At 71.4% G+C, this 26,654-nt stretch carries 27 protein-coding genes; 8 read left to right on the top strand and 19 right to left on the bottom strand.

Annotation, left to right across the window (positions count from 1 at the left end; all coding sequences use genetic code 11):
* Positions 1-125 precede the first annotated feature (125 nt).
* Positions 126-347, top strand: a complete 222-nt coding sequence (locus tag KOI47_RS13595; protein ID WP_216216326.1) for a hypothetical protein — start codon at positions 126-128, stop codon at positions 345-347.
* A 3-nt stretch (positions 348-350) separates the two neighbouring features.
* On the opposite strand, the gene KOI47_RS13590 is transcribed toward KOI47_RS13595, so the two are convergent.
* On the bottom strand, positions 351-746 hold the full coding sequence (locus KOI47_RS13590) for an ACT domain-containing protein (RefSeq protein WP_216216325.1): 396 nt from the start codon (positions 744-746) through the stop codon (positions 351-353).
* Positions 746-1,498: an FAD-dependent thymidylate synthase gene (gene thyX, locus KOI47_RS13585; RefSeq protein WP_216216324.1), complete on the bottom strand. Its 753-nt coding sequence runs from the start codon at positions 1,496-1,498 to the stop codon at positions 746-748. The genes KOI47_RS13590 and thyX overlap by 1 nt, the downstream gene beginning before the upstream one ends.
* A 156-nt stretch (positions 1,499-1,654) precedes the next feature.
* Between thyX and KOI47_RS13580 the strand changes: the two genes are divergently transcribed.
* Together KOI47_RS13580 and KOI47_RS13575 are read left to right on the top strand one after the other, a co-directional pair.
* Complete coding sequence (locus KOI47_RS13580) at positions 1,655-2,173, top strand: toxin-antitoxin system HicB family antitoxin (protein ID WP_216216323.1); 519 nt, start codon at positions 1,655-1,657, stop codon at positions 2,171-2,173.
* Between the two features lie 2 nt (positions 2,174-2,175).
* Positions 2,176-3,111: a DUF4097 family beta strand repeat-containing protein gene (locus KOI47_RS13575; RefSeq protein ID WP_216216322.1), complete on the top strand. Its 936-nt coding sequence runs from the start codon at positions 2,176-2,178 to the stop codon at positions 3,109-3,111.
* Between the two features lie 66 nt (positions 3,112-3,177).
* Here KOI47_RS13575 and KOI47_RS13570 read toward each other — a convergent pair whose 3' ends face one another.
* Positions 3,178-5,112 (bottom strand): glycoside hydrolase family 18 chitinase, encoded by a 1,935-nt coding sequence (locus KOI47_RS13570; protein WP_216216321.1) that lies wholly within the window; start codon positions 5,110-5,112, stop codon positions 3,178-3,180.
* 169 nt (positions 5,113-5,281) lie between these two features.
* On the opposite strand from KOI47_RS13570, the gene KOI47_RS13565 reads away from it, so the two are divergent.
* Positions 5,282-8,314 carry an NAD(P)H-dependent oxidoreductase gene (locus KOI47_RS13565; RefSeq protein WP_216216320.1) on the top strand — a complete coding sequence of 1,011 codons (3,033 nt, stop codon included), beginning with the start codon at positions 5,282-5,284 and terminating at the stop codon, positions 8,312-8,314.
* A 21-nt stretch (positions 8,315-8,335) separates the two neighbouring features.
* On the opposite strand, the gene KOI47_RS13560 is transcribed toward KOI47_RS13565, so the two are convergent.
* Together KOI47_RS13560 and KOI47_RS13555 are read right to left on the bottom strand one after the other, a co-directional pair.
* Positions 8,336-9,553, bottom strand: a complete 1,218-nt coding sequence (locus tag KOI47_RS13560) for a winged helix-turn-helix domain-containing protein (RefSeq protein WP_216216319.1) — start codon at positions 9,551-9,553, stop codon at positions 8,336-8,338.
* On the bottom strand, positions 9,541-10,497 hold the full coding sequence (locus KOI47_RS13555; RefSeq protein WP_216216318.1) for an EamA family transporter: 957 nt from the start codon (positions 10,495-10,497) through the stop codon (positions 9,541-9,543). The genes KOI47_RS13560 and KOI47_RS13555 overlap by 13 nt, the downstream gene beginning before the upstream one ends.
* Positions 10,498-10,588: 91 nt before the next feature.
* Between KOI47_RS13555 and KOI47_RS13550 the strand changes: the two genes are divergently transcribed.
* Positions 10,589-11,149: a GNAT family N-acetyltransferase gene (locus tag KOI47_RS13550; protein ID WP_216216317.1), complete on the top strand. Its 561-nt coding sequence runs from the start codon at positions 10,589-10,591 to the stop codon at positions 11,147-11,149.
* A 130-nt stretch (positions 11,150-11,279) separates the two neighbouring features.
* Here KOI47_RS13550 and KOI47_RS13545 read toward each other — a convergent pair whose 3' ends face one another.
* On the bottom strand, positions 11,280-11,819 hold the full coding sequence (locus KOI47_RS13545; RefSeq protein WP_232376725.1) for a GtrA family protein: 540 nt from the start codon (positions 11,817-11,819) through the stop codon (positions 11,280-11,282).
* Positions 11,820-12,000: 181 nt separating this feature from the next.
* Here KOI47_RS13545 and KOI47_RS13540 point away from each other — a divergent pair, with 181 nt between their 5' ends.
* Positions 12,001-12,522: a YqaA family protein gene (locus KOI47_RS13540; RefSeq protein ID WP_216216316.1), complete on the top strand. Its 522-nt coding sequence runs from the start codon at positions 12,001-12,003 to the stop codon at positions 12,520-12,522.
* A 186-nt stretch (positions 12,523-12,708) separates the two neighbouring features.
* On the opposite strand, the gene KOI47_RS13535 is transcribed toward KOI47_RS13540, so the two are convergent.
* The 11 genes from KOI47_RS13535 to KOI47_RS13485 form a co-directional block, all read right to left on the bottom strand.
* On the bottom strand, positions 12,709-13,158 hold the full coding sequence (locus KOI47_RS13535) for a hypothetical protein (protein WP_216216315.1): 450 nt from the start codon (positions 13,156-13,158) through the stop codon (positions 12,709-12,711).
* 7 nt (positions 13,159-13,165) lie between these two features.
* Entirely contained in the window at positions 13,166-13,942 is a 777-nt protein-coding gene (gene dapB / locus KOI47_RS13530; RefSeq protein WP_216216314.1) for a 4-hydroxy-tetrahydrodipicolinate reductase, read from the bottom strand.
* A 19-nt stretch (positions 13,943-13,961) separates the two neighbouring features.
* Entirely contained in the window at positions 13,962-15,323 is a 1,362-nt protein-coding gene (locus tag KOI47_RS13525) for a M16 family metallopeptidase (protein ID WP_216216313.1), read from the bottom strand.
* 85 nt (positions 15,324-15,408) lie between these two features.
* Positions 15,409-17,661: a polyribonucleotide nucleotidyltransferase gene (locus tag KOI47_RS13520; protein ID WP_216216312.1), complete on the bottom strand. Its 2,253-nt coding sequence runs from the start codon at positions 17,659-17,661 to the stop codon at positions 15,409-15,411.
* 289 nt (positions 17,662-17,950) lie between these two features.
* A complete protein-coding gene (gene rpsO / locus KOI47_RS13515; RefSeq protein ID WP_216216311.1) occupies positions 17,951-18,220 on the bottom strand; it encodes a 30S ribosomal protein S15 in 270 nt (89 codons plus the stop codon).
* Between the two features lie 125 nt (positions 18,221-18,345).
* Positions 18,346-18,858 (bottom strand): RNA 2',3'-cyclic phosphodiesterase, encoded by a 513-nt coding sequence (gene thpR, locus KOI47_RS13510; RefSeq protein ID WP_216216310.1) that lies wholly within the window; start codon positions 18,856-18,858, stop codon positions 18,346-18,348.
* Positions 18,858-19,349 (bottom strand): helix-turn-helix domain-containing protein, encoded by a 492-nt coding sequence (locus KOI47_RS13505; RefSeq protein ID WP_216217289.1) that lies wholly within the window; start codon positions 19,347-19,349, stop codon positions 18,858-18,860. The genes thpR and KOI47_RS13505 overlap by 1 nt, the downstream gene beginning before the upstream one ends.
* A gap of 130 nt (positions 19,350-19,479) precedes the next feature.
* Positions 19,480-20,457 (bottom strand): bifunctional riboflavin kinase/FAD synthetase, encoded by a 978-nt coding sequence (locus KOI47_RS13500; protein WP_216216309.1) that lies wholly within the window; start codon positions 20,455-20,457, stop codon positions 19,480-19,482.
* Between the two features lie 10 nt (positions 20,458-20,467).
* Positions 20,468-21,379, bottom strand: coding sequence for a tRNA pseudouridine(55) synthase TruB (truB, locus tag KOI47_RS13495; protein ID WP_216216308.1), 912 nt, complete (start codon positions 21,377-21,379; stop codon positions 20,468-20,470).
* Positions 21,380-21,399: 20 nt separating this feature from the next.
* Positions 21,400-22,722, bottom strand: a complete 1,323-nt coding sequence (locus KOI47_RS13490) for an MFS transporter (protein ID WP_216216307.1) — start codon at positions 22,720-22,722, stop codon at positions 21,400-21,402.
* Positions 22,723-22,857: 135 nt separating this feature from the next.
* Positions 22,858-24,186, bottom strand: a complete 1,329-nt coding sequence (locus KOI47_RS13485; protein WP_216216306.1) for an MATE family efflux transporter — start codon at positions 24,184-24,186, stop codon at positions 22,858-22,860.
* Positions 24,187-24,244: 58 nt separating this feature from the next.
* Between KOI47_RS13485 and KOI47_RS13480 the strand changes: the two genes are divergently transcribed.
* Together KOI47_RS13480 and KOI47_RS13475 are read left to right on the top strand one after the other, a co-directional pair.
* Positions 24,245-25,288 carry a TRM11 family SAM-dependent methyltransferase gene (locus tag KOI47_RS13480; RefSeq protein ID WP_216216305.1) on the top strand — a complete coding sequence of 348 codons (1,044 nt, stop codon included), beginning with the start codon at positions 24,245-24,247 and terminating at the stop codon, positions 25,286-25,288.
* A gap of 193 nt (positions 25,289-25,481) precedes the next feature.
* Entirely contained in the window at positions 25,482-25,781 is a 300-nt protein-coding gene (locus KOI47_RS13475; protein ID WP_232376724.1) for a hypothetical protein, read from the top strand.
* A gap of 3 nt (positions 25,782-25,784) precedes the next feature.
* Here the strand turns inward: KOI47_RS13475 and rbfA are convergent, their stop codons facing one another.
* Both rbfA and KOI47_RS13465 read right to left on the bottom strand, forming a co-directional pair.
* Entirely contained in the window at positions 25,785-26,288 is a 504-nt protein-coding gene (gene rbfA, locus KOI47_RS13470) for a 30S ribosome-binding factor RbfA (RefSeq protein ID WP_216216303.1), read from the bottom strand.
* 35 nt (positions 26,289-26,323) lie between these two features.
* Positions 26,324-26,620: a DUF503 domain-containing protein gene (locus KOI47_RS13465; protein ID WP_216216302.1), complete on the bottom strand. Its 297-nt coding sequence runs from the start codon at positions 26,618-26,620 to the stop codon at positions 26,324-26,326.
* Positions 26,621-26,654: the final 34 nt, after the last annotated feature.

Here is a 26,654-nt window from a genome sequence, read left to right as displayed (position 1 = left end):
ACCATCAGGGTGTGACCATTCGCAATGAACCGGCTACCCGAAGTATTCGTTGACCCGAATGCGAGTGCGCGGACGGGTTGGCGGCTGTCGCGGTACCGGGCCACACAAAGAGAGCAGGTTCGGCCATGGGCATTCTCGGCACGATCAACAAGGCCATCGACAAGAGCGCGGAGGTCGCCGCACGTAGGGCGCAGGCAAGGGAGAAAATCGTGGCCAGCGCGAAGCCGAAGGCCGACCGGTGCCTGCACTGCAAGCGCCCCTGCGCGCCCACCGGGCTCGCGGTGACCTGGTGCCAGCACCGTCCGGCGTGTATCCGGGCCGCGTCCCGTTACCTCTGCGAGGAATAGTCGTCAGTCCCCGGCGACCTCGTGCCCGGCGGCCCGCAGCGCGGACGCGGCCCGTTCCAGATCCGGCTCCTTCACCAGCACATGGTCGGTGTCGAAAGTGGACAGGGTGAACAGCGCTACCCCCGCGGCGGCCAGCTCGCTGGACAGCGCGGCGATGATCCCGGTCAGGGTGAACGCGAGCGGCCCGCGCACGGTCAGCACCCGCCAGCCCCGCTCCGCCTCGGCCCCGTCCGGAACGCTGCCTGCCGGGCAGATCACCGAGGTCTCGGCCGGGGTGCGGGTGACCGAGACCAGCTCCAGCGCCTGCGGGCGCAGCAGCTGGTCTGGCACCGCCGCACCGGCCGGCAGCCGTGCCACCGCGTACTCGCCGGGCTGGACGTCGATGGCGAGCCTGCGCATCAGCCTTCGAGGACCTTCGGGCTGGAGGCGACCTCGGTGCCGTCCGGCAGGGTGGAGATGGTGAAGTCGGCGAAGACGTTGTACGCGGCCTTCTGCAGGTGCCGCAGGCATTCCACGGCCAGCCTGCGGATCTCCACATCGGCGTGCTCGGTGGCACGCATGGCGATGAAGTGCCGCCAGGCGCGGTAGTTCCCGGTCACCACGATGCGGGTCTCGGTGGCGTTCGGCAGCACCGAACGCGCGGCCTGGCGGGCCTGCTTGCGGCGCAGGGTGGCGCTCGGCGCGTCGGCGAACTTCTGCTCCAGGCCGGCGAGCAGCTCGGTGTAGGCGTCCACACTGGCCTGTGCCGCGGCGACGAACTTCTCGTGCAGCTCGGGATCCGCCGCGATCACCTCCGGCTCGACGAAGGCCGCGTTGCGCTCCGGGACGTAGCGCTGGGACAGCTGCGAATAGGAGAAGTGCCGGTGCCGGATCAGCTCGTGGGTGAGCGAGCGGGAGATGCCGGTGATGTAGAAGGTCACCGAGCCGTGCTCGAGCACGGACAGGTGGCCGACCTCGATGATGTGGTCCAGATAGCCGGCGTTGGTTGCGGTCTTCGGGTTCGGCTTCTTCCAGGACTGGTAGCAGGCCCGGCCGGCGAACTCGGCGAGCGCCTGGCCACCGTCGGCGTCGGTGGACCACGGCACGTCCTCCGGCGGGAAGAACTCGGTCTTCGCGATCAACTGCACCTTTGGCGACACGGTCTCTGCCACGTTCGCTCCCTCGGACTCCCCTGGTCGGCTGCTGTCCCAGGCAGCCTAACGGCCGCCCCCGACACTCTGATGGGCGGCGCGGGTGCCGTCACCACGACTGCATGGTGACATCAGCTCGACCTTGAATGGCAGCAGGAGTGATGTCATCATGGCGTCATGGACTTGACACCGTATCTCAGCACGCTGCGGGAGGACCTCGCCACGGCGGCCTCGGCAGGGGACGAGCAGACCCGGCGGGCGGCCACCGTGCTGGCCGCGGCGCTGGAGCCCGCGGCCCGGCTGGCGCTGATGAACGCGCTGGCCGACCTGGCCGCCGAGGTCACCGCCGAGCTGCCGGAGCACGTGGTGGACGTGCGCCTGGACGGACGTGACGTCCGGGTGGTCGTCACCGGCGGCGGTGAGCGGGAGGGCACCAGCGAGCGGGAGACCCCGCCGCCGCCACCCCCGCCGATCGACGGGCGGGACATCAGCCGGATCACCCTGCGCCTGTTCGAGCAGCTCAAGAGCCAGGCCGAGCAGGCGGCCTCGGCCCAGGGCGTCTCGCTGAACACCTTTGTCTCCCAGGCCGTGCAGGGCGCGCTGCAGGGCAAGGGGCACCACCATCAGCACGGCGAGCGGCACCGGCAGGGCGGCGGCAACAGCGATTCCCGCCTGCACGGCTGGGTTCAGGGGTAGCCATGACCGAACAGCAGCACGCCGCGGACGGCGAGGAACTGGTCCGTAACCACACCTTCGACACCGACGGTCCGCTGGAGCTGGACATCAGCCTCACCGTGGGCCGGGTGGACATCCGCCTCGGCAAGCAGGAGGACGAGCAGGCCGGGGCCACCCCGGCGCTGGTCGAGGTGCGGCACGCCCCCGGCGCGGAGGACTCCTGGCTGACCGGGGTGTCCAGCCTGCTGAGCTGGGTCGGCGAGCAATTCGGCCAGCAGCTCGGCACGGACATGGGCGGCGGCCCCGCCGATGCGGTGCAGCAGACCAGGGTGGAGCAGACCGGCAACCGGCTGGTGGTGCGCGGGCCGAAACCCCTGCCACTGCGCAACATTCCGCTCGCGGTGACGGTGCACGCACCCGCGGGCTCGGCGCTGCAGGTGCGCTCGGGCGCGGCCGCGGTCGAGGTGACCGGCGCCGCGGGCCGGGTCGATGTGTCCAGTGGCTCCGGCGAGGTGAGCGTGGAACGCGCCGACGGTCCCGCCACCATGCGCAGCGGTACCGGTGCGATCCGGCTCGGCCCGGCCCTGTCCGGGCTGCACCTGCGCACCGGCAGCGGTGACGTCGAGGTCGCCTCGCTCGGCGGTTCGGCCACCCTGGCCACCGGCACCGGTGCGGTCTGGCTCGGCGCCTGCGCCGGTGAGGTGCAGGTACGTAGCGGCGGTGGCGGGTTGTCGGTGGCGGACGCCGCCTCCGGTTCGCTGGAGCTGATCACCGGTTCCGGGGACATCCGGATCGGCCTGCGCCAGGGAGTGCTCGCCGAGGTCTCGCTGTCCTCCGGGTCGGGCAGGGTGTCCAGCGAGCTCGAAGTGACCGAGCAACCCGCGGAACGGACCGAGACCCTGAACATCCGTGCCCGCACCGGCTCGGGCAACGCGGTGCTTGGCCGCGCCACCCAGTGACGCGACTGGCCGCCGCCTCCCCCGCACGGGAAGGCGGCGGCCAGTGCACATCAGCCGATACCTGTGTCAGCCGATGCCGTTGTGCACGGCGGTCATCAGCTCACCGTTGGCCGTATCACCGTCCATCGACCAGATCATCGCCCCGCCAAGGCCGTGATCGTTGATCCACGCCGTCTTGCGGGCGATCTCGGTGGGGTCGTCGAAGGTCCAGAACGTGTTCCCGTCGAACAGCCACGCGTGCCCGGACTGCTCGTCGCGATACAGCTGGTATCCCTGGTTGAGCAACGGCTTGATCTTCTTGTAGTCGTCGATGCCGTCCTCGTAGGTTCCCGGAGCCGGCCCGGTGGCGTCCTGGTGCAGGCCGTTGTTGGCATCGGTCACCCCGGTCCAGCCGCGGCTGTAGAACGGGATGCCGAGCACCAGCCGGCTGGCCGGAGCGCCCTTGCTGGTCCAGGCGTTCACCGCGATCTCGATGCTGAACGGCTTCGGGCCGGGGTCGTTGGCCGGCAGCCGCAGCGCCGACTGGTTGTTCGTCACCGACTGCCAGGCCCCGTGCAGGTCATAGCCCTGCACCGTGGCGAAGTCGAGGTAGTTGAAGATCTTGTCCACCTCGTAGCCCGCGGTGACCTTGTCCGGGTCGGCGGGAAGGAACGCGGTCAGCTCGTAGTGCTCGCCGGTCTGGGCGCCGTAGGCGTCCAGCTGCTCACGCCACTCCTGCAGCAGCAGGGTGAAGTTGCGCTTGTCCTCCGGCCGCACGACGTTGCCCTCGGCACCCTCCGAACCGGGCCACTCCCAGTCCAGGTCGATCCCGTCGAAGACCCCGGCCGCGGCACCGGGACCACCCTGCGGCTCCCCGCCGAGCTTCGGCAGGTTGCCCTTGATCCACATGTCCAGGCAGGAGGACACGTGCGCCTCGCGGGAGGCCTCGGTCAGCGCGGCGTTGGAGAAGTACTTCGACCAGGTCCATCCGCCCAGCGACAGGTTGACCTTCAGGTGCGGGTACTTCTCCTTCAGCTGCTTGAGCTGGTTCAGGTTGCCTGCCAGCGGCTGGTTGTAGCTGTCCGCCTGGCCGTTCACGGTCTGGTCGGCCCGGAACCGCCGCTGGTAGTCCGCCCAGGCGTCACCCTGGCCGGTCTGGTTGGCCTGGAAGCACTTGCCAGAGGAGTCGAGGTTACCGAACGCGTAGTTGATATGCGTCAGCTTCTCAGCCGAACCCGAGGTGTCCAGGTTCTTCACCAGGTAGCCGCGGTCGTAGATGCCCCACTGGGTGAAGTAACCGACCTTGCGGTCGCCACCGGGCCCCGGCTGGCCGAACTCCTTGGTGGTCGCCGACACCGGCTGGCTCAGGCCGGAGACGTTGCCTGCCTCGTCCTTGGCCCGCACCCGGAAGGTGTAGGTGGTCTCCGGCTGCAGGCCACCCACGGTGAACGAGGTGGACGCGGTGCTGCCGACCGGGGTGCTGGAGCCGTCCTGGAAGACCTCGTAGGCGGTCACGCCCACGTTGTCCTGCGCGGGGCTCCAGCTCAGCGGAACGGTGCTGCTGGTGGTCTCCCCCGCGCTGAGCCCGGCGGGCACGCTCGGCGCCTGGGTGTCCGGCTCCCCGGAGGAACCGTCACAGGGGTGGCCGTTGATCGTGCAGTCGGTCGGCTCACCGGGGCCGGAGCCGTTGAAGCCGAAGGTGGTCGTGCCGCCCGCGGGCACGTTGCCGTTGTAGGAGCGGTTGGTGAAGGTGTAGTGGTCGCCGGAGCGGGTCATCTGCGCTTCCCAGGTCGACCCGATGCTGGTACCGGACGGCATGGCGAGCTCCACCGTCCAGGAGGTCAGCGCGGTCGAACCGGCCTTGATCTCGACCTGGCCGGTGAACCCGGTCCCCCAGTCCGACACCTTGGTGAAGGTGGCGGTGGGGTTGGTCGCCGCCTGCGCGGTCCCGGTCACCGCGCTGGCCAGCGCCAGTGACCCGGCCATGAGCAGGGTGCCAAAACGCCATCGTTTTGTGGACATCGGTCTCCTATGCCTCGAGAGCAGGGTTCTCGGTGTGGGCGCGAAGCCCGCCTCGAGCAACATGTGGTCTAGACCACCATTTCGTCAAGGTCTAGACCAATGTCGTCATCGGAATGAAACCGTACCGGCGCTGGCATAGCGCGGGTAGCCTGCTTGCACCATAAGACGCATGAATACCGTCAGCCCGGTCTTCGTCGGCCGGACCACCGAGTCCGGCCGGCTGCACGCCGCACTCGCCCGCGCCAGGGCAGGCGAGCCCGCCGTCGTCCTGCTCGGTGGCGAGGCGGGCCTCGGCAAATCCCGCCTGCTCACCGAGTTCCACGCCGCGCACGCGGACACGCTGCGGCTGCTGCTCGGCGGCCGTGTCGGGCTCGGTGCCGACGGCCTGCCCTTCGCGCCCTTCATCGCCGCCCTGCGCGGCCTCGCCGCCGAGTTGACCGACACCGAACGCACCGCGCTGGCACCGCTCCTGCCGGGCAGGCCCGGCCCCGGCACGGAGACGGGCGAGGAGGCGCGGCCCCGCCTGTTCGAGGGGATGCTGGCGCTGCTGGCCAGGCTCGCCGGGCAGGGCCCGGCCATGCTGGTCGTCGAGGACGCGCACTGGGCCGACCGCTCCAGCCGGGACCTGCTGGACTTCCTGGTCCGCAACCAGCGTGGCGCGCCGGGCTCGCTGATCGTGGTGACCTACCGGGCCGAGGAGCTGGACCGCACGCACCCGTTGCGCGGGCTGCTCACCGAACTCGGCCGGATGCCGTGGGCCGAGCGGATCGAGCTGGCCGGGCTGTCCCGCACCGAGGTGCTGGCCCAGGCCCGTAACATCCTGGCAGAGGAACCCGATCCGCAGCTGGTCGGCGCGCTGCACCGGCGCAGCGAGGGCAACCCACTGTTCGTCGAGGCGCTGCTGGACGGCGGGCGGGGCGATGTCGCCGGGCTCCCGGCGGCACTGGCCGACCTGCTGCTGGCCGGGGTCGACCGGCTGGGTGAGCGGGCCGCGCTGGTGGTGCGGGCCGCGGCGGTGAGCGCCGAACTGGCAGGCCATACCCTGCTCGACCGGGTCTGCGACCTGCCGGCGGACCAGCTCGCCACCGCGATCCGGGCCGCGGTGGCGGCGAACGTGCTGGTCGTGGCCGGGGACGGCTATCTGTTCCGGCACGCGCTCATCCGCGAGGCCGTCTACCGGAACCTGTTGCCCGGCGAGCGGATCGGGCTGCACGCCCGCTATGCCGAGGTGCTGGGTGCCGAACCGGAGCTCTCTGCGGCCGCGCGGCCTGCCACCGAGCTGGCACACCATCTGTTCGAGGCACGGGAAGCGGGGGCTATGTCCGCGGCCTGGGCGGCGGCCGCGGAGGCGGCGCTGCGGGCCGGGGAGAACGTCCGGGGCGAGGAGCTGGCCACCGCGGCACTGGCCGAGCTGGACGCCGGGGCCGAGCGGGTGCGCACCGCGGCGATGCTGGAACGGCGCGGCCAGTTGCGCACCCAGGCAGGCGGTGCCGGCGCGCTTGCCGACCTCAGGGAGGCGGTCGGCCTCGCCCCGGAGACCAGCCCGATCCGCGGCTTCCTGCTGAACTCGCTGGCCGAGCGGTTGATGGAGGTCCCGCTGCCCGGCGAGGCCAGGGAGGCGGCGGAGCGGGCGCTGGCCATGGCACACCGGACCGGCGACGACCCCACCGAGTCCTCGGCGCTGATCACCCTGGCCGTGCTGGACGCCCGGCTGGGCGATCTGGACGGGCAGTTACCGAGGTTCGCCAGGGCGCGGGCCATCGCCGAGACCATCCGGGCACACCGCGTCCGGATGCGCGCGTGGGCGGCGGAATCCTCGCTGCTGCAGGCGTTCGGCAGGCTGACGGAGGCGGAAACCCTTGCCCGGGAAGGACTCGCCGCCGCACGCGCGGCCGGTCTGTCCCGTTCGGACGGAGCGGTGCACGCGATCAACCTGGCCGGCCCGCTGATCTCCGCCGGACGGTGGGAAGAGGCCGTGGAGTCCATCGGGTACGCACTGGACCTGGCTCCGCCGCCGAATCCGCTGGCACATCTGTTGTGCCTCAAGGCTCTCGTCAGCCTGCACCGCGGCGATCTGGAACTGGGTGAGCGGCTGGTGGACCGCGCCAGGGAGCTACTCGGCCCCCGCGCCGGGTTCACCCAGGACCCGTCCCAGTTGCCACGGCTGACCGCGCAGCTACGGCTGGCACAGGGCAGGCATGCCGAGGCCGCCGCCACGGTGCGGGAGGCACTGGACGCCCCGGACCTGACCGCCGCCTCCCGGTTCACCTGGCCGCTGCTGGTGATCGGCGCCGAGGTGGCCGGGGCGGCGCAGGACCGGGAGCTGCTGGCCGAGCTGCGCGACCAGGCGGCGCGGATGCGGGGCCGTCCGGCTCGCCGGGGAGCTCGGCGCCGCGCCGCTGCGGGCCAGGGTGTCCGCGCTGGCCACCCGGGCCCGCATAGCACTGGGCACGGCCCGCGCCGACCCAGGCGCCGCGGAACGGCACCGGCTCGGGCTGTCGGCCTGAGCCGGTGCCCCGGGCAGGCACACCCGGTGCGGTCCGGAAATAAGGCGGGCGCCTCATGCGTACTCAGCGGCCTTAGCCCGAGGCTCGTACCCGGAAGGCCGGAGAGCCCGGCCGGAAGCGCACCGGGAGAGTCGATCATGAGCAGGATCCTTGGCATCGTCGGCAGCCTGCGGCAGGACTCGTTCAACCGCAGGCTGCTGGACGCGGCGCGGCACGAGCTGGGCCCCGGGGCCGAACTGGTGGACTGGACCGGCCTGCGGCACCTGCCACCGTTCGACCAGGACGCCGAGGCCGGGCCGGTCCCCGCGGCCGTGGCGGAGTTGCGCCGGGAGGTCACCGCGGCGGACGGGCTGCTGGTGATCACCCCGGAGTACAACGGCTCGATCCCCGGCCAGCTGAAGAACGCCATCGACTGGGCGTCCCGGCCACATGGCGCCGGGATGCTGACCGGCAAGCCGGCCGCGGTGCTCGGCGCCAGCCCCAGCCCGCACGGCGCAGCCTGGGCACAGGACGAACTGGCCAAGGTGCTCGGGATCGCAGGCGCCACGGTGGTGGGCACCGGGCTGCCGGTGCCCGAGGTGCACCGGCAGTTCGACGAGCGGCACCGGCTGCTCGACCACGAGTTGCGCACCGGGCTGGCGGCGGTGCTGCGCGGCCTGCGGGAGGGCATCGACGGGCTGGTCGGGGCCGGCTGACCTGCCCCCGGGCCGCGCCCGCTATCCGCGCCGCAGCACGGAGCGCAGCGGGCCGGCCAGGTCGCCGCGCTCCCCGACCGCGACCCCGTCCAGCTCCAGCCACTCCGCCATCGTCCGGAGCTCGGCCGCCAGTTCCGCGGCGACGCGGCCGTGGTCGGTTCCGGGTTCGGCGAAGGCCCCCGGCACCCGCAGCAGACCGCCCGCCCGGTCGGCCTTCAGGTCGACCCGGCCGACCAGCTCGCCATCCAGCAGGAACGGGAACACGTAGTAGCCGTAGGTCCGCTTCGGCTCCGGGACGTAGATCTCGATCCGGTAGTGGAAACCGAACAGCCGCTCGGTCCGCGAGCGCTCCCAGATCAGCGGGTCGAACGGGCAGAGCAGGGCATGCCCCGGAACGGAACGGGGCGCCCTGGCGGCCGCGTGCCGGTAGGCCTGCGCGCGCCAGCCGTGCACGGTGACCGGTTCCAGGGTGCCCTGCTCCACCAGTTCGGCCACGGCCTGCTGGCTGACGTCCGGCCCGAGCCGGTAGTAGTCCCGCAGGTCCGGTTCGGTGGCGATGCCCAGCGCCCGCGCGGCCCGTTCGGTCAGCTCCCGCGCGGCCTGCTCCGGATCGACCCGCCTGGCCAGCACCTCCGGGGGCAGCACCCGTTCGGGCAGGTCGTAGCAGCGCTGGAAACTGCGCCGGGTGCCGGTGGTGAGCTGGCCCATGGCGAACAGCCACTCGCAGATCTGCTTCACCTCGGAACGGTCCCACCAGGTGCCCTGCTTGCGGGTGGCGCCGCCGGTGAGCTGCCGCTCGATCGCGCCCGCCCCCACCGGCCCGAGTTCCTTGACCACGGCGAGCACATCGTCCACCAGGGACGGCGAGTTGTCGATGATCCGCTGGTAGCCCTTCCACCAGCCGCGCCGCTTGGCACCGGACTGCAGCAGCGGCCAGTCCTGCACCGGGATCAGGCTGGCCTCATGCGCCCAGTACTCCACCAGCAGCCGTGGCCTGCGGGCGGAATGCGACCAGGCGGCCTCATCCACCAGCGCGGGATCGTAGGCACCGAGCCGGGCGAACAACGGGGCGTAGTGCGCGCGCACGGCGACGTTGACCGAGTCCAGCTGGAACAGCTGCACCCTGGACAACACCCGCCGCAGATGCCGCCGGGTGGGCTCGCCCTCCGGCCGTGGATCCGTGAAACCCTGTGCCGCCAGCGCGATCCGCCTGGCGACCGCCGTACTCACCGTTCGCATGATGGCGTCATCGTGCCAGCAGCCACCGACACTTTCCGGTCGGGTCGGGCCCCGGTGCGCTCCGCCCGCACCACCACCAGCACGGCCAGCACCACCAGCGCGCCACCCGCCAGCTGCCCGGGGCCGAACTGCTCGCCGGCGATCAGCACCCCGAGCACCACCGCGATCACCGGATTGACGTAGGCGTAGGTGGCCACGGTGGACACCGGCAGCCGGTGCAGCACATAGACGTAAGCGCTGTAGCCGACCAGCGATCCGGCCACGATCAGATAGCCAAGCGCCAGCCAGGACTCGGCGGTGACCGCGCCGGGGTCGAGCCGCTGCCCGGCGAGCAGCCCGGCCGCGCTCAGCGCCACCCCGGCGGTGCACAACTGCACGGCGGAACCGGCGAAGGGGTTGGCAGGCATCGGCAGCCTTGTGGTCGCCACGGTGCCGATGGACCAGCTCAGCGCGGCGAGCAGCACCGCGAACGGGCCCCACCATGCCGAGCCGTGCGCACCGCCGCCTGCCGAGCCCACCAGCAGCAGCACCGCCAGCCCGGCCAGCCCGAGCAGCACACCGAGCAGGGTGCCACCAGGAGTCCGTTGGCCGAGGAACCTGCGCAGGATCAGCACGAACAGCGGGACGCAGGCGACCAGCAGGGCCGCCAGCCCGGAGGCGACCTGCGTCTCGGCGATGGTGAGAAGGCCCTGGCCGCCACCGGCCATCAGCAGCCCGACCAGCACGGCGGAGCCGCACTGCCCGCGGGTCATCCGCAGGGCGCGACGGCCGCCGAACAACAGCACGAGCCCGAGCAGCAGCGGGCCGGCCACGGCGAACCGCAGTCCGGCCCCCAGCAGCGGCGGCAGCGAGCCGACGAGATACCGGATCGCCAGGTAGGTGGAGCCCCAGACCAGGTACACGGTGCCCAGTGCGACCCAGGCAGGCCACGATCGATTCCCCATGATCGGACGATCTCATAACCACCGAAAAAATTACAGCGGTTATCGGACACCGGGTCCACGGCTGGCCACGCGGGCCACGTACGTTGGGCGCATGGGCACAGCGCAAGTCCGCGGCGCCACCGTCGGCGACGTGGCCGAGATCGGCCGGATCCAGCGGGACACCTGGCGCGCCGCCTACGCCGAGCTCCTCGGCGCGAGCGTGCTGGACCAACTGGACGCCGAGGAGGTCGAGCGGCAGTGGGCGGCCGCGATCGCGCATCCGGAGACCGGGGTCTACCTCGCCTTCGAGGGCGAGTTCCCGGTGGGCTTCTGCGTGGCGGGCCCCGCCCCGGAGGCCGAGGTGGCCGGTGCGGACGGTGCGCTGCCGGCGGACGCCGCCCATACCGGGCTGATCGGCACCATCCTGGTCGAGCCCCGATGGGGCCGCCGGGGTCACGGCGGCCGCCTGCTGGCCGCGGCCGCGGCCGGGCTACGCGAGCAGGGCGCGCACCGCGGGATCACCTGGGTGGCCCAGTCCGACTCCGCCTCCCTCGCCTTCTACCGCAGCGTGGGCTGGAATCCGGACGGCACCATGCGCACCCTCGACACCGGTGAACGGACCGTTCGCGAACTACGCCTCACCGGCGACCTCGCCCTGCACCTCGCCGAGTAACCCCGCACCCGCCCGCCAACGGCCAACGCGCGGATGTGGGGAGCCAACGCGCGGATGTGGGCGGCAAACACACCCCGCCCGGCGTGTTTGCCGCCCACGCGCACGTGTTGGCCGTCCACGCACGAGTTTGCTATTCACGTAGGCGAGTTTGCCGTTCCCGGCGGCCACCGGGTTCGCGGAAGATCACCCAGCGCATGACGCTGTACATGTAGGCCGCCTCGCAGGCGCCCGCGATGATGCGGGAAAGGTGGTACTGCAGGCCGAGGGCGACCAGGCCGCCGCCGACGCCGAGGATGAACGCCAGGTAGTTGATCGCGACCGCGACCGCGTACAGCACGGCCTGCCTGCCGACCGGCGCGTGCGAGCGGAAGTTGAAGTGCCGGTTCAGCACGAAGGCCAGGCCGAAGGCGATCAGGTACGCCAGGGTGAAGCCCACCGCAACCGGCAGCCCGAGCACCCCGCGGAAGAACGTCAGCAGTAACAGGTCCACCCCGAAGGTGCAGCTGTTGATCAGCGCGAACCCGAGCAGGCTGGGCGGCACGATGGCGGAAAGACCGAACGGCAGCCTGCGCACCACCGCCGCGCAGAACCGGGCGAACCGCCCGGTGAAGCCGGTTTCGGAGTAGTCGCTGCGTTCAGGCCGACCGACGTCGACGGGTGCCCTGGCCACGGGGCAAGCTTGGCACCGCCAGGTGAAGGAATACCGACCGGAAGGTGATCACCAGCCGACAGCCCGGGTCCGGCACCCTGGCCGGAGGTGGGGACTCCACCCCCGGAAAAGTGGGGTGAACACCCGTGCGCATACCGTCCGGACTGCTAGCTTGATATGCGGGATCTCACTGGGAGGCAGCGTGTTCGGCTGGTTGTGCGTGGCACTCGGCGTGGCCTTCGGCTCCGCCGTGGTTCCGCTGATCAGTGCCGAACTGTTCGTGATCGGCCTCGCCTCCAGCACCTCCGGCGTGCCCTGGCTGGCAATCGGGATCGTGGTGGCTGCCGGTCAGGTCGCCGGCAAGCTGCTGTTCTACCTCGCCGCGCGCGGCTCGATCCGGCTGCCGCCCTTCCTCGCGGACAAGCTGCACGGCAGCGGGCGGGACTCGGCACGGAAACAGCGCTGGCGGGAGCGGACCAAGCGGGTGCGGGTCTGGCTGGAGGCGTTGCGCGAACGCTGCCACCGCCATCCGCACTGGATGACCGGAACCTACGGGGCCAGCGCCGTGTTCGGCCTGCCCCCGTTCATGGCGACCACGGTGCTGGCCGGGCTGGTGCGCATGCCGATGTCGGTGTTCCTCACCGCCGGGCTGCTCGGCCGTTGCATCCGGTTCAGCGCGCTGGCCGCCTCCCCCGCCATGTTCGCCGCCTGGCTCCAGTTCTAGAGCTGGTTCGGAACACGGTTGCCTAAGGTGATGCGTGGGCGCGCGTCCCGGCCGCAGGCCTCGCGAACCCGGCTGCGGGCCGCCTGCCCGATCATCGTGCCCGCCGTGGTCAAGTCACGGCCCGTAGACGGGTTCGGCGACCGCGCGCCTTCTGCAACACAGTTCTAGAGCTGGTTCGGAACGGGCTCAGGCGTCCGTGGCGGCCTCGAGTTCGACGGCCTTGCGCATGGTCGCCCTGGCCCGTCTGCGGTCCCCTGCGATGTCGTAGGCGTAGGCCAGCCGGTACCAGTGCCGCCAGTCCTCCGGCTCCGCGGCCAGTTCGGCCCTGCGCCGCTCGAACCACTCGTCGGCGGCCGCGCGGTCCACCCGTCCGGAGGGGCGGCGCGGCAGCTCGGACACGTCGGGCAGCCCGCCCTCCGCCTCCAGCCTGCGGGCCAGGCGCTGGATCCGGACGCCGGAACGCCAGGTGGTCACCAGGATCCAGACGCCCAGCAGGGGCAACAACAACACCCCGAGGCCGAACAGCACGGGAACGACCTCCCCGGTGCGCAGCAGCGCCACCGCGCGGCCGGCCAGCAGCACCAGGTACACGGCGACCGCGAGGGTCAGCAGCAGCGCGATATTACGCGCCCTCATCGGGTCATCACAGGTCCAGGATGTTGTCCAGGCCCACGGTCAGCCCCAGCTTGCCCGGAATGGACCGCACCGCCACCAGGACCCCGGGCATGAACGAGGTCCGGTCCAGGGAGTCGTGCCGGATGGTCAGCGTCTCCCCCTCCCCGCCGAACAGGATCTCCTCGTGTGCCACCAGGCCGGGAAGGCGCACCGAGTGCACCGGCACCTCGTCCACCCGGGCCCCGCGGGCACCGGCCAGCTCGGAGGTGGTGGCGTCCGCGCCCGCTGGCAGGCCGGCTTCCGCCCGGGCCTGCGCGATCACCCGCGCGGTATGCGCGGCGGTGCCGGAGGGGGCGTCCGCCTTGCGGTTGTGGTGCAGCTCGATGACCTCGGCCGAGGAGTAGAACCGGGCGGCCTGCTGCGCGAAGCGCATGGCGAGCACCGCACCGAGGGCGAAGTTGGGCGCGATCAGCACGCCGAGCTCGGGGCGTTCGCCCAGCCAGCCCCGCACGGTGTCCAGCTTGGCCTGGTCGAAGCCGGTGGTGCCGACCACAGCGTGAATCCCGTGCTCCAGCAGGAAACGCAGGTTGTCCAGCACCACGTCCGGGTGGGTGAAGTCGACGACGACCTCCGCACCCGCGTCGGTGAGGTCGGCCATCCGGTCGTCCGCGTCCACCGCGGCCACCAGCCGGGTGTCCGGTGCGTCCTCGACGGCCTTGCACACCTGGGCACCCATCCGGCCGCGCGCCCCGAGCACGCCGACCCGGATCGGGTTGTCCGCACCCCGTGGCGCCGGCTGGTTCATCCTGTCACTCCCTTGTCCGCTAGGTGATCACGCTGTGCAGTTCGTCGGGCAGGTCCTCCTCGTGAGCGTACGGGCCCACTACCGCGGCGGCGGCGATACCACCGGGCCTGCGCAGCAGGGTGCGCGCGAGCCGGGCGACCTCCGCCGTGGTCACCGCGTCGATCCGGGCGATGGTGTCGCGCACCCCGAGATACTCGCCGTAGTTCAGCTCGTTCTTGCCGATCCGGGACATCCGGGAGGCGGTGTCCTCAAGGCCGAGCACCAGGCTGCCGCGCAGCTGCCCCTTCGCCCGCGCCACCTCGGTGTCGGTCAGACCGTCCTCGGCGACCTTGCCGAGCAGCTCCCCCAGCAGCCCGGCGACCTCGCCGAGCCGCTCCGGCTGGCAGCCAGCGTACACCGAGAGGTGCCCGGCATCGGCGTAACTGGCCACCGAGGAGTACACCTGGTAGGCGAGTCCGCGCCGTTCCCGCACCTCCTGGAACAGCCGCGAGCTCATCCCGCCGCCGAGTGCCGCGTTCAGTACCGACAGGGTGAACCGGCGCTCGTCGTGCCGGGACAACGCCCGCAGGCCGAGCATGACATGCGCCTGCTCGGTGTCGTCGGTGCGCAGCGCCAGCTTGCGCGCCGCGGGAATCCGGGCCTTCCCGGCACGCGGCGCCCGTGGTCCGTCCGAACCGGACAGTCTGTCGCGCAGTGCCTTCCGTACCAGGCGAAGCACCGCGGTGTGCTCGAGATTTCCGGCTACCGCCAGCACCATCCGCGGCAGGGTGTAGCGGCGCCGGTAGAAGGAACGCAGCGCGCTCGCCGACATCCCGGTGATCGAGGACTCGGTGCCGAGCACCGGCCTGGCGAGCGGGTGCTCGCCGAGCACGGCGTGCACGAAGGTCTCGTGCAGCAGGTCCTCGGGGTCGTCGTCGCGCATCGCGATCTCCTCGAGCACCACGCTGCGCTCGGTGTCCACATCGGAGTCCGCGCAGAGCGCGTCGAACACCACGTCGGTCACCAGGTCCACGGCCAGCGGCAGGTCCTCGTCCAGCACCTGCGCGTAGTAACAGGTGTGCTCCTTGGCGGTGAACGCGTTGAACTCGCCGCCGACCGCGTCGATCTCCTCGGCGATCCGGGTGGCGTCCCGCCTGCCGGTCCCCTTGAACAGCAGGTGTTCCAGGTAGTGCGCGGCACCGGCGACGGCGGGCTGCTCGTCCCGGGAGCCGACCCCGACCCACAGGCCGACGGTCGCCGAACTCGAGCCCGGTATCCGTTCGGTGATCACCCGCAGCCCGCCCGGCAGCACCGTGCGCTTCACCAGCGAACCGTCCGCGGAGGACTCCAGGGTGCGGGTACTGCCCACGGGCTGCTCGTGCCCCGCGATCTGTCGCGCCATAGGTTCCTAACCGACCGCAGTGAGCGGCCCGTTCACTGCGCTTTTCGCAGGGAACGGGCCACTCACCGCAGGTGTCCGAGCTGGGTTACTGGGCGGCGTCGGCCGTGTCGGGGGTGCCGGCCTCGGCCGGCTTGTCCTCCTCGTCGTTCACGACGGTGAGGCTGATCTTGCCGCGGCTGTCGATATCGGCGATCTCCACCCGGAGCTTGTCGCCGACGTTCACCACGTCCTCGACCTTGCCGATCCGCTTCCCGTTGCCCAGCTTCGAGATGTGCACCAGGCCGTCCTTGCCCGGCAGCAGCGAGACGAAGGCGCCGAACGCGGCGGTCTTCACCACGGTGCCGAGGAAGCGCTCGCCGACCTTGGGCAGCTGCGGGTTCGCGATCGCGTTGATCTTGTCGATCGCGGCCTCCGCCGAAGGCCCGTCGGAGGCGCCGACGTAGATCGTGCCGTCGTCCTCGATGGAGATGTCGGCGCCGGTCTCCTCGGTGATCGAGTTGATCATCTTGCCCTTCGGCCCGATCACCTCGCCGATCTTGTCCACCGGGACCTTCACGCTGGTGACCCGCGGCGCGTACGGGCTCATCTCGTCCGGGGAGTCGATGGCCTCGCCGATCACGTCCAGGATGGCCAGCCGGGCTTCCTTGGCCTGGTTCAGCGCGGCGGCGAGCACATCGGAAGGGATACCGTCCAGCTTGGTGTCCAGCTGCAGCGCGGTCACCACGTCCTTGGTGCCCGCGACCTTGAAGTCCATGTCACCGAAGGCGTCCTCGGCGCCGAGGATGTCGGTGAGCGCGACGTACTCGGTCTTGCCGTCCACCTCGTCGGAGACCAGGCCCATGGCGATCCCCGCCACCGGCGCCTTCAGCGGTACCCCGGCGTTCAGCAGACCCATCGTGGACGCGCAGACCGAACCCATCGAGGTGGAGCCGTTCGAGCCCAGTGCCTCGGAGACCTGCCGGATCGCGTAGGGGAACTCGTCGCGCTTGGGCAGCACCGGCACCAGCGCCCGCTCGGCCAGCATGCCGTGCCCGACCTCCCGCCGTTTCGGCGTGCCGACCCGGCCGGTCTCGCCGGTGGAGAACGGCGGGAAGTTGTAGTGGTGCAGGTAGCGCTTGCTCGTCTCCGGGGACAGCGTGTCCAGCTGCTGCTCCATGCGCAGCATGTTCAGCGTGGTGATGCCGAGGATCTGCGTCTCGCCCCGCTCGAACAGCGCGGAGCCGTGCGCCCGCGGCACCACCGAGACCTCGGCGGCGAGCTGCCGGATGTCCCCGGGGCCACGGCCGTCGATCCGCACCTTGTCGCGCAGGATCCGCTGCCGGATGAGCTTCTTGGTCAGCGCGCGGAACGCGGCGCCGATCTCCTTGTCCCTGCCCTCGAAGGTCTCGCCCTCGCCGATGCCGACCCTGGCCAGCACCTCGGCCTTGACCTCGTCGGTGGCGTTGTCCCGCTCCTGCTTGCCCGCGATGGCCAGCGCCTCGGTCAGCCGCTCGGTGGCGATACCCGCCACGGCCTCGTAGGCGTCCTCCTGGTAGGCCAGGAACAGCGGGTAGTCGCCGGTCGGCTTGGCGGCCGTCTCGGCCAGGCGCTGCTGCGCCTCGCAGAGCACCCGGATGAACGGCTTGGCCGCGTCCAGGCCCTCGGCGACGACCTGCTCGGTCGGCGCGGTCGCACCCGCCTCGATCAGGTCGAGGGTGTTCTCGGTGCCCTCGGCCTCGACCATCATGATGGCCACGTCCTCCGGGGCGTCGCCGACGATCCGGCCGGCCACCACCATGTTGAAGGTGGCCTGCTCCAGCTGCTCCCAGGTGGGGAAGGCCACCCACTGGTCCTCGATCAGCGCGACCCGCACGCCGCCGATCGGACCGGAGAACGGCAGCCCGCCGATCTGCGTGGACGCCGAGGCCGCGTTGATCGCCAGCACGTCGTAGGGGTCGTCCGGGTGCAGGCTCTGCACCGTGATCACGACCTGGATCTCGTTGCGCAGCCCGTCGGCGAAGGAGGGGCGCAGCGGCCGGTCGATCAGCCGGCAGGTCAGCACCGCGTCGGTGGAGGGGCGGCCCTCCCGGCGGAAGAACGAGCCCGGCACCTTGCCGATCGCGTACATCCGCTCCTCGACGTCCACGGTCAGCGGGAAGAAGTCGAGTTGGTCCTTGGGCTGCTTGGACGCGGTGGTCGCGGACAGCAGCATGGTCTCGTCGTCAAGGTAGGCGACGACGGCGCCGGCGGCCTGCCGGGCCAGGCGCCCGGTCTCGAACCGGACGGTACGGGTGCCGAACCGCCCGTTGTCGATCACGGCTTCGGTTTCGTGCACGGTGACTCCGGTGGAGTCGGTCATAAGAGTGTTTCTCCTCGTTACCTCTCAGGCAGGCGCACGATCCCCACCCGCTGGGGGACGCCCGAGGGAACGAGGCCGGTCATCGATCGAAGCCACCGGGAACGAGCCCGGAAGCCACTACCGAGGACCGGCGAACTGGCCCTCACGCGCCATGCGCATGCCTTGTGTGTACGGAGCGTGCCGTACTGCCCGCTCCGGTGGGCCGACGCCGCGCGCCGCCCGTGGTTCCATCTTCCTTTGGTGTACCGAGGGGGAGCGACCGAACCCGGTCACTCCCCCTCGGACCTGGTCATCGGCGCAGGCCGAGACGCTTGATCAGCGAACGGTATCGCTCGATGTCCACCTTCATCACGTAGTTGAGCAGCCGACGGCGACGGCCGACCAGCAGCAACAGGCCGCGACGGGAGTGGTGGTCGTGCTTGTGCATCTTGAGATGCTCGGTCAGCCCGATGATCCGCTTGGTCAGCAGGGCCACCTGGGCCTCCGGCGATCCGGTGTCCGAGTCGTGCAGGCCGTACTCGTTGAGGATCGTCTTCTTTTCGTCGGTGGACAGTGCCACGCTGGGTATCTCCTTGTGTGTTGCTGTGCCGTGCCACCCGGCGCGCGTTCGCGCCGGTACTTCCGACGGTCCCGGCCGCCACGGACTGCAGCCGGACCCAAACGCCGAGCATAGCAGTAGGCCGTTCAGCCCAAACCGGCGCCGAGGCCGAACCGCTCGATCGGGGTGTAGCGCACCCCATCCCGGTCCTGCTCGCTGGCGAACAGCACCACCTCGGTGGCCGTCCACCACGGCCCACGGTAGTCCCGCAACCGGGCCAGCAGCCGCCGTTGCGCGCCGCGGTCGTGCCCGCGCGCGACGCTCAGGTGCGGGTGGAACGGCCTGCCCAGCCGGTCGGCGCCGCCGGCCGCGGCCAGCCCGGCCAGTCCGTCCGCGCTCACCCCCACCCACAGCACCCCGGGAAAGGTGCCCGCACCGGCCAGCCGCAGGTCGAGGGCCGGTCGCCCGGCCAGCCGGGTAGCCAGCCAGTCCGCCCTGGACTCCGGATCGTCCTCGCCGAAGAAGCCCAGGGTGATGTGCCACTGCCGCGGCGGCAGCCAGCGCAGCCCGCCCGCCGCAGGAGCTTCGGCTTCGGCCAGCGCGGCACGCAGCGAGTCCACCGCCGCATCCGCGGGTACCAGTGCGCTGAACAGCCGCATCAGGGGGCGCTCAGCGTGCCCTTCCCTGCCCGGCGGAGCAGGTCGGCGATGGCAGGAAAGTCGGGGTCCAGCCGGTCGGCCGCGTCCACCAGGTTCTCGTCCTCGGCGATATCCCGCAGGGCGGCGAGCACGGCCTGGTCGTCGGTACCCCCGCCGACCGGCACGGTGTCCCTGCTGACCGTGGGCCGGGACTCCCGCACGTCCTCCAGCGCGGCCTTCAGCGCCTCCCGCTTGCCGGAGGCGACCTCGGGGGTCAGGATCTTGCGTTCCAGCATGATCATCCGGGCGAGCACCACCGGGTTGCCGATCTTCGCCCGCCTGCCGCTCATCACCTGGCTCAGCATCGGCGCGCTGATCCCGAGCACCTCGGCAAGGTAGGCCTGGGAGACATCGAAGGCCACCACCAGCCTGCGCACCCGGTCACCGAGCGGTTCGCCGTACCACTCCCGCTGCAATGCGATGTTGCGCTGGACGATCTTGTGGTCCTCCACCTTGCCCTGCTCCCCTTGACAGCATCTGGTCGGCCTCATGGCTGTCTCGCATCTTGCCAGGTCGGGCAGCCCTTCCGGGGCCGAATCGCCCACGCGTTCGCGATAGCACCCGGCCAGCCACCCGTTCGCCTCAGCTCAGTCCCAGTGCCGTCCGGGTCCGCAGCACGTCCTCGTCCATCTGCTCCACCAGCGCCTCGGCCCCGTCGAACCGGATCTGGCCGCGCAGCCTGGTGACGAAGTCCAGCGCAACCTGCTGGCCGTAGAAATCCTCGTCGACGTCCAGCACGAAAGCCTCCACGGTGCGTTCCCGCCCGGAGAAGGTGGGGTTGCTGCCGACCGAGACCGCGGCGGGCAGCTTGCGGTCCGGCTCGTCGAGCCGGATGAACCAGCCGCTGTAGACCCCGTCCGCGGGCACGGCGCTGAACCGGGGCATGGACAGGTTGGCCGTCGGGTAGCCGAGCTCGTGTCCCCTGCGGTGGCCGCGCACCACGATGCCCTCCAGCCGGTGCGGGCGGCCCAGCGCGTCGGCGGCGGCGGCCACGTCACCCGCGTCGATGCAGGAACGGACGTAGGTGGAGGAGAAGGTGATCTCGCCATCGGACTGCTCGGCGTCCTCGCGCTCCGCTGGCAGCGTGCGGCCCTGCAACTCGGCGCCCATGGCGACGAAACCGAAGCGCTTGCCGAGCGTCTTGAGCAGCTCCACGTCCCCCGCGGCCTTGTGCCCGAAGGTGAAGTTCTGGCCGACGACCACCACCGCGGCGTGCAGCTTGTCGACCAGGATCTCGTGCACGAAGTCGTGCGCGGGCAGCCGGGACAGCTCCGGGGTGAACGGCAGCACCGCGAACACGTCCACGCCCAGCTGCTCGACCAGCTCGGCCTTGCGCCGCAAGGTGGTGAGCTGCGCGGGATGGCTGCCGGGCCGCACCACCTCGGAGGGGTGCGGGTCGAAGGTCAGCACCACGCTGGGCAGCCCGCGCTGCCTCGCGACCCCGACGGTCCTGCGGATCAGGGCCTGGTGTCCACGATGCACCCCGTCGAAAACGCCGATCGTGACGACGCATCGTCCCCAGCCGCCCGGAAGATCGGTCAACCCGCGCCAACGCTGCACGGGCTCCACCCTAAGCCGGGGCCAGCACGACGACCGAACGGGCCACCGCACCGGCGTCGGCCGCCAGCGCGAGCACCCGGCCGTCCGGGGCGAACACCCCGTAGGTCCCGGCGATCCCGGCGGCCGGAATCCGCTGTCCATACTGGACCGCGCGGGCGGTGGCCTCGTCCACGTCGTGCCGGGGGAAGGCGGCGCCCACCGCGGCCGCCAGGTCGAGGGACAACTCCGGACGCTGTTCGAGTGCCTCCAGCGTGCGCGCGGCGGCGAGGGTGAACGGGCCCACCGTGGTGCGCCGCAGCGCCACCAGGTGCCCGCCCCCGGCGAGGGTGCCGCCCAGATCCCTTGCCAGCGCACGGACGTAGGTTCCGGAGGAGCAGTCGATCACCGCGTCGAGTTCGATCCGGCCGGCCTCGCGCCGGATGGCCAGCAGGTCGAACCGGTACACGGTCACCGGCCGCGGCTCGAGTTCGACCTGCTCACCGGCGCGCACCCTGGCGTAGGCCCGCTTGCCGTCCACCTTGACCGCGCTGACCGAGCTCGGCACCTGCTCGATCTCCCCGGTCAGCGCCGCGATCCCACGGTGGATCGCGGAGTCGGTGACCGCGGCCAGCGCCGCCTCGTCCGGTTCACCGACGGCCTCACCCTGCGCGTCGTCGGTACTGGTCGACACGCCGAGCGCGATCGTGGCCAGGTAGGTCTTGCGGTCCAGCGCGAGGTGACCGAGCAGCTTGGTGGCCCGCTCGATGCCGAGCACCAGCACACCGGTCGCCATCGGGTCCAGGGTGCCCGCGTGGCCGACCTTGCGGGTGCCCATGATGCGGCGGACCCTGGCCACCACGTCGTGCGAGGTCAGCCCGTCCGGCTTGTCGACGATCACCAGGCCGGGCGGCGGGGGGCGGCGGGACTGTTGCTGGCTGGGCACGCGCGCACCCTATCGACCGCTCACGCCGGAGCCGGCTGCCGCTCCCGCGCGTCCCACGGCCGCCGCCGAACCTGCACCGGAATCTCCTCGCCGCGGGCCTGCGCCGCGAACAGCGCGGCCCGGGTGCGCCGCCACCAGACCAGCATCCGGAAGCTACCGAGCAGCAGCAGCGCCACGATCGTCAACAGGGCGATCCGGAAGGAACCGCCCGCGACCTCCAGCAGCACACCGATCGCCAGCGCGGCGAGGGTGGTGGCGACGAAACCGCCCACGTTCACCACCCCGGTCGCGGTGCCCACCCGGTGCAACGGGTTGTAGTCCCGCGCCAGCGCGAACCCGATCATCGAGGCCGGGCCGCCGAGCGAGAGGAAGGCGAAGCAGGGCACCAGCACGCCGACCGGCACCGCGCCACCCGGCCAGCCGAGCAGCACCGCCCACACCAGCACCGCGCCGAGCAGGTAGCCGCCGACCAGCGGCATCCGCAGCGAGGGGCGGCGGCCGATCAGCGCACCTACCACCGGGCCGCCGAGCATCGAGCCGAAGACGAACACGGTGAGCAGGGCGCTGGCGGTGGCCGCGGGCAGCCTCTGCCCATCCACCAGGAACGGCACGCCCCACAGCAGGGCCAGCACGTTCGGCGCGAACATCGTGCTGAAGTGCACCCAGAAGCCCAGCCGGGTGCCGGGTATCCGCCAGGCGGCCGCGACCTGCCTGCCGACCGCCCGCGGGCTCGCCGCGGAGCTGCGCACCTCCGGCACCCCCTCCGGGGTGTTGCGCACCCGTAGCGTGACCACCACGGCGAAGGCGGCGGTCACCAGCCCCGCCACCAGGAAGGTGGGCGTCCAACCGGGTCCGGCCAGCAACAGGGTCAGCGGCACGGTGGCGGCCAAGTTGCCGACATAGCCCAGTGCGGTGGTGAACGAGGTGACCAGCGCGTACTGCTTGCCGGGGAAGTGCGCGGCGATCAGCCGGAGCACGCTGACGAAGGTGAGCGCGTCCCCGAAACCGAGCACGCCACGGGCCAGCAGGCCGAGCGGGTAGGAAGTCGCGGTGGCCAGCAGCACCTGGCCGAGGCCGAGGAACAGCAGCGCGGCGGTCAGTACCCGGCGGGAGCCGAACCGGTCCACCAGCAGGCCGGTGGGGATCTGCATGGCCGCGTACACCCCGACCTGCAACACGGTGAAGGTGCCGAGCGCGGCGGCGCCGAGGCCGAACCGGTCCACGGCCTCCAGCCCGGCGACCCCGAACGAGGTGCGGTGAAACACGGCGAGCAGGTAGACGCCTGCGGCGGTCAGCCAGATCAGCCACGATCGCCGGGTCGCGGCCGGTACGGCGGACGGCACGGGATCCTCCCGGGGTTCGGTGTAGTAAGACACTGGGAACGCCCGCGTTGCCGTCCCGACTACTTGTATCGCCTAAGCAACGCCGAAACATACCTGTTACCGGAGTGTGATTCGCCACAGCGCATACCCGCGTGCCTAGCTCGCGCGGACGGCGCCCACCACGGCCCAGTTGCCGCCACGCCAGCGCACCAGGACGGCGAGCAGCCGCAGCACCATGAACACCGACAGTCCGGTCCAGATCCCGGCCAGGCCCCAGCCGAAGCCCAGCGAGGCCCGGATCAGCGGCAGGAACCCGAGTACCGCGGCGGCGAGGGTGGCGGTACGCAGGAAGGCCGCATCGCCCGCGCCCAGCAGGACGCCGTCCAGCGCGAACACCACCCCCGCAATCGGCTGCAGCGCCACGAAGAACCACCAGGCGTGCGGAATCTCGGCCAGCACCCCGGCATCGGTGGTGAAGGCATGCGGCAGCAGCCCGGAGGTGGCGGCGAACAGCAGGCACAGTGCGAGCCCGAAAACCAGGCCGTACCAGGTGATCTGGCCGGCGATGCCACGGGCCCGCCGGGCCGAGCCGCCGCCGAGCGCGGCACCGACAAGGGACTGCGCGGCGATCGCCAGGGAGTCCAGCACCAGGGAGAGGAACATCCACAACTGCCACACGATCTGGTGCGCGCCGACCGCCTCGGTGGAGGTCCGCGCGGCGACCGCGGTGGCCGAGACGAAACAGGCCTGGAAGGCCAGGCTGCGCAGCACCAGGTCCCTGCCGAGGCCGAGTTGGGCGCGCACCACGGCAGGCCGCGGCCGCAGCGAGACCCGCTCGCGCGCCAGCGCCAGCAGGAACAGGCCCGCCGCGATCAGCTGGGCGGCCACGTTGGCCACCGCCGAGCCCTCCAGCCCCCAGCCGACCGGGTACACCAGGATCGGGCAGAGCACCGCGGAGACCCCGTTGCCTGCCAGCACGTAACGCAGTGGGCGGACCGCGTCCTGCACCCCGCGCATCCAGCCGTTCCCGGCCATCGTGACCAGGATCAGCGGGGCGCCGAACAGCGCGATCCGCAGCCAGGACACCGCCCGCTCGGCGATCGCGGGGTCGCCGGAGAGCAACCGCGCCACCGGGCTCGCCAGTGCCTGACCCGCCACCAGCACCAGCAGGCCGACCGCGAGCGCCAGCCAGGTGGCCTGCACCCCCTCGCTCACCGCCTCCGCGCGCCGCCCGGCACCGTGCAACCGCGCCGTGCGCGAGGTGGTGCCGTAGGAAAGGAAGGTCAGCTGGGTGGAGACCAGGGTCAGTACGGCGCCACCGAGCGCCAGTCCGGCCAGCGGCAGCGCGCCGAGGTGGCCGACCACCGCGGTGTCGACCAGTACGTACAGCGGTTCGGCGGCGAGGACACCGAGCGCGGGCACCGCGAGGCCGAAGACCCGGCGGGCCGCGACACGTTCCCCGGACGGATTCGCGATCTTCCCCACGCCCGAGACCCTAGCCAGCCGGTACGACAGTCCGGGGTGGCCGTAAGCTGCGTCTCCGATGCCCGAGTACGCGATCCTGATCTACCCGGCGGCCAACCGGGTCTACACCGACACCTCGCCCCAGCTGCTGCGCGCGGAACTGGAGGTGTTCGGGGACACCGTGCTGTCCACCGCGGCCACCGAGATCGCGCAGCGCCGGATCGGCGGTGTCGACTACGTCACCTTCGGCACCGAGACCCCGCTGACCGAACGCGATATCGCCTTCCTGTCCAATCTGTCCTCCCTGTACGTGTTGTTCGAGCTCACCGGCGAGCTGTTCCGGCCGGTACCCGCGAGCCCGCTGGCGGTGTTCGACTCGGACCTGCTCACCATCCAGAAGTACTCGGGCAAGACCAACGAGCTGTTCACCAAGCTGCTGCTCAACCTCACCCTGCTGGCGACCGCCCGGCCACAGGCCATGCTCGACCGGCGGTTGCACGTGCTGGATCCGTTGTGCGGCAGGGGAACCACCCTGAACCAGGCGATGATGTACGGCTTCGACGCCACCGGGTTCGAAGTGGACGGCAGGGACTTCGAGGCCTACGAACAGTTCATCAAGACCTGGCTGCGTACCAAGCGGATCAAGCATGACGCGAACAGCGGGACCGTACGCCGCAACAAGGTCCGGCTGGGCAGGCGGCTGGACGTCGAGTTCGGTCCCACCAAGGAGGACTACAAGGCGGGCCGCACCCGCAGGGTGAGCTACCTCAACTGCGACACGCTGACCACCGATGAGCTACTCAAGGGCGAGTCGATCGACCTGATCGTCACCGACGCGCCCTACGGGGTGCAGCACGGCAGCCACCGCGGGCAGGGCGGCAGCTCGCGCAGCCCGCGGGAGCTGCTGGCCGCCGCCGTTCCGGTGTGGACCCGCGCGCTGCGACCGGGCGGGGCGCTGGGGATCTCCTGGAACACCCACGTGGTCAGCAGGGAGGAACTCGCCGGCATCCTCGCCGGTGCCGGGCTGGAGGTACGCGCGGGCGGGCCGTTCGAGGCCTTCCAGCACCGGGTGGACCAGGCGATCGTGCGCGACCTGCTGGTGGCGCGCAAACCGGGCGGCTAACCGGGTCCATCCCAAGGTACTGGATGCCCCGCTGGACGAGATCGCCCGCAGGGCGGGGGTGGCGATCGGCACCCTGTACAACCGCTTCCCCACCCGCGACGCCCATCGAGGCCGCGTTCCTCGGGCTGGTGGAGCACGCGGTCGGGCTGGCCGAGCGGGCGCTCTACGGGCCGATGACCCCTGGGAGGGGTTCGTGCAGTTGCTGACCGGGAACTGCGAGCTGCTGGCGGCCGACCGCGGCTACACCGACGTCTGTATCAGGGATCTCGGGGAGGCACCCGCGATCGAGCAGGCCAAGCGGCACGCGGCCACGGCGTTCACCCGGATCGTCGAGCGGGCCAGGGAGTCCGGGCAGCTGCGCGGCGACTTCGCCGAGTCCGATCTGACCTTCGCCATGGCGAGTGTGGCCAGGACGGCGGAGCCGAGCTGCGAGTTCGCACCACAGGCATGGCGCAGGCAGCTCGGCTACCTGCTATCCGTCCGCGACTGGTGACCGTCAGCCGCGCCACTCCGGTTCGGCCAGCTCGTCGGCTTCGATGTCCTCGGTGTCCTCGATGTCCTCGTCATCCTCGCGCGGCGCCCGGTAGGGATCGGCCTCACCGGCGTGCTGTGCGCCGGTGGCCCGCCTGGCCACCTCGGCGTCGGCCTCCCGCGCCTTGGCCAGCAGGTCCTCGATCCGCTTGGCGTCCTCCGGGATGCTGTCGGCGACGAAGGTCAGGGTGGGCGTGTACCGCACGCCGGTGCCCTCGCCCACCTTGCTGCGCAGTACGCCCCGTGCGGACTCCAGCGCGGCCGCCGCGCCGGCGAAGTCGGGCGCGGCGTCCAGCCGCTCCCCGCGCACCGTGTAGTACACGGTGGCATCGCGGAGATCGCCGGTGATCCTGGCATCGGTGATGGTCACGTGGCCCAGCCGCGGGTCCTTCACGTCGTGCTCCAGCGCGGAAGCCACGATCTGCGCGATCCGCTTCGCCAGCCTGCGTGCGCGAGCCTGGTCGGCCACGACGCACACCCCTTTCTCACAGTAGAGGTGAACAACTACTCGTCTTCCGGCCCGATCAGCCTGCGCCGTGCCGAAAGCAGGTCGAGCTCCGGCCGCGCCGCGACCAGCCGCTCACACTCGTCCAGCACATCCCGTACGTGCGCCGGATCCGCGGCGACCACGGCCACCCCGAGCAGCGCCCTGCGATGCAGGTCCAGATGGCCTGCCTCGGCCACCGACACCTCGAACCGCCTGCGCAGTTCGGCAAGGACCGGACGTACCGTGGAGCGTTTCTGCTTCAGCGAATGGACATCCCCGAGCAGGATGTCGAGTTCCAGAGCGCCGACGTACAACGTGCATCACCGGGTGGGTCGTGGTGGACGGCCG

This window comes from Amycolatopsis aidingensis (genome assembly GCF_018885265.1).
In the GTDB taxonomy this organism is placed as follows: Bacteria; Actinomycetota; Actinomycetes; order Mycobacteriales; family Pseudonocardiaceae; genus Amycolatopsis; species Amycolatopsis aidingensis.
The sequence above is the reverse complement of the archived record's forward strand: the minus strand, read 5'-3'. Positions and strand labels throughout refer to the sequence as shown.

Bases quoted from the DNA above. Each gene is read 5' to 3' on its own strand.
- KOI47_RS13595 (WP_216216326.1), top strand. From the start codon at position 126: ATGGGCATTCTCGGCACGATCAACAAGGCCATCGACAAGAGCGCGGAG.
- KOI47_RS13590 (WP_216216325.1), bottom strand. From the start codon at position 746: ATGCGCAGGCTCGCCATCGACGTCCAGCCCGGCGAGTACGCGGTGGCA.
- KOI47_RS13580 (WP_216216323.1), top strand. From the start codon at position 1,655: ATGGACTTGACACCGTATCTCAGCACGCTGCGGGAGGACCTCGCCACG.
- KOI47_RS13575 (WP_216216322.1), top strand. From the start codon at position 2,176: ATGACCGAACAGCAGCACGCCGCGGACGGCGAGGAACTGGTCCGTAAC.
- KOI47_RS13570 (WP_216216321.1), bottom strand. From the start codon at position 5,112: ATGTCCACAAAACGATGGCGTTTTGGCACCCTGCTCATGGCCGGGTCA.
- KOI47_RS13565 (WP_216216320.1), top strand. From the start codon at position 5,282: ATGAATACCGTCAGCCCGGTCTTCGTCGGCCGGACCACCGAGTCCGGC.
- KOI47_RS13560 (WP_216216319.1), bottom strand. From the start codon at position 9,553: ATGCGAACGGTGAGTACGGCGGTCGCCAGGCGGATCGCGCTGGCGGCA.
- KOI47_RS13555 (WP_216216318.1), bottom strand. From the start codon at position 10,497: ATGGGGAATCGATCGTGGCCTGCCTGGGTCGCACTGGGCACCGTGTAC.
- KOI47_RS13550 (WP_216216317.1), top strand. From the start codon at position 10,589: ATGGGCACAGCGCAAGTCCGCGGCGCCACCGTCGGCGACGTGGCCGAG.
- KOI47_RS13535 (WP_216216315.1), bottom strand. From the start codon at position 13,158: ATGAGGGCGCGTAATATCGCGCTGCTGCTGACCCTCGCGGTCGCCGTG.
- dapB (WP_216216314.1), bottom strand. From the start codon at position 13,942: ATGAACCAGCCGGCGCCACGGGGTGCGGACAACCCGATCCGGGTCGGC.
- KOI47_RS13525 (WP_216216313.1), bottom strand. From the start codon at position 15,323: ATGGCGCGACAGATCGCGGGGCACGAGCAGCCCGTGGGCAGTACCCGC.
- KOI47_RS13520 (WP_216216312.1), bottom strand. From the start codon at position 17,661: ATGACCGACTCCACCGGAGTCACCGTGCACGAAACCGAAGCCGTGATC.
- thpR (WP_216216310.1), bottom strand. From the start codon at position 18,858: ATGCGGCTGTTCAGCGCACTGGTACCCGCGGATGCGGCGGTGGACTCG.
- KOI47_RS13480 (WP_216216305.1), top strand. From the start codon at position 24,245: ATGCCCGAGTACGCGATCCTGATCTACCCGGCGGCCAACCGGGTCTAC.